Origin of the sequence: Streptomyces sp. SID486 (assembly GCF_009865385.1) — a bacterium.
GTDB lineage: Bacteria > Actinomycetota > Actinomycetes > Streptomycetales > Streptomycetaceae > Streptomyces.
The window spans coordinates 1-1616 of the sequence record NZ_WWJT01000086.1 but is presented as its reverse complement, the minus strand read 5'-3'; the positions used below and the strand labels follow the sequence as shown (position 1 = coordinate 1616).

Below are 1616 nucleotides of genomic sequence, written 5' to 3'. Positions count from 1 at the left end.
ATGTACCGCACCGGCGACCTCGTCCGCTGGAACGCCGACGGCGAGCTGGAGTTCGTCGGCCGCGCCGACCACCAGGTGAAGATCCGCGGGTTCCGCATCGAACCCGGCGAGATCGAACAGGTCCTCACCGACCACCCGGACATCGCGCAGGCCGCCGTCGTCGCCCGCGAGGACCAGCCCGGCACGACACGTCTGGTCGCCTACGTCGTGGCGCAGGGAGCGCTGCGGGCCGAGGACGTCCGGCAGTTCGCGCGGGACCGGCTGCCGGAGTACATGGTGCCCTCGGCCGTCGTGCTGCTGGGGGAACTCCCGCTGACGGCCAACGGGAAGCTGGACCGGGCCGCGCTGCCGGCGCCGGAGTCCGGGGCGACGGGGGCCGGCCGGGAGGCGCGCACACCGCAGGAGCAGATCGTGTGCGACCTGATGGCACAGGTCCTGGGGCTGCCCCGGGTCGGGGTCGACGACGACTTCTTCGAGCTGGGCGGGCACTCCCTGCTGGCCACCCGGCTGATCGCCCGGATCCGGGCGGCCTTCAGCGTCGAGATCGGCCTGCGGACGCTGTTCGAGGGGCGTACCGCGGGAGCGGTGGCCGCCCGGCTCGACACGGCGGGGCCGGCGCGGCTCGCCCTGGCCAAGCAGCGGCTGCCCGAGACGGTGCCGTTGTCCTTCGCGCAGCGCCGGCTGTGGTTCCTGCACAAGATGGAGGGGCCGAGCGCCACCTACAACATCCCGTTGATCCTGCGGCTGACGGGCGAGCTGCATCTCGACGCCCTGCGCGCGGCCCTCGGGGACGTGGTGGCCCGGCACGAGAGTCTGCGCACGGTGTTCCCGGAGGCCGACGGCACTCCCTTCCAGCACGTCCTGGACGAGGTGGCCGTCGAGCTGCCCGTCACCGACTGCACCGAGGCCGGGCTGCCGGAGGCCCTGGCGTCCGCGGCTCGCCACGCCTTCGACCTCGCGGGCGAACCGCCGTTGCACGTGGAGCTGTTCGGCCTCGCGCCGGACCGGTACGTCCTCATCCTCGTGCTGCATCACATCGCGGGTGACGGGTGGTCACTGGGCCCGCTGGCCACCGATCTCACCCACGCCTACACCGCCCGCGTCCAGGGACAGGCCCCCGACTGGGCACCCCTACCGGTCCAGTACGCCGACTACACCCTCTGGCAGAACGAACTCCTCGGCGACCAGAACGACCCCGACAGCCTCTTCGCCACCCAGATCACCTACTGGACCCGACAACTCGCCGACCTCCCCGACCACCTCGACCTCCCCACCGACCGACCCCGCCCCACCATCACCACCTACCGCGGCGACTACCTCACCGTCGACATCGACCCCACCCTCCACCAACACCTCACCGACCTCGCCCGCACCACCGGCGCCAGCCTCTTCATGGTCCTCCAAGCCGGACTCGCCGCCCTCCTCACCCGCCTCGGCGCCGGCCACGACATCCCCCTCGGCAGCCCCATCGCCGGACGCACCGACCACAACCTCGACCACCTCATCGGCTTCTTCGTCAACACCCTCGTCCTACGCACCCACACCCACGACAACCCCACCTTCACCCAACTCATCAACCAGGTCCGCGACACCTCCCTCCACGCCTACGCCCACCA

General features: G+C 71.6%; 1 protein-coding gene. It reads left to right on the top strand.

Translation table 11 applies throughout. From position 1 onward, the window contains the following. Window positions 1–1616: condensation domain-containing protein (locus GT045_RS04350; protein ID WP_237538340.1), on the top strand; the 1616-nt coding region annotated here is incomplete at both ends.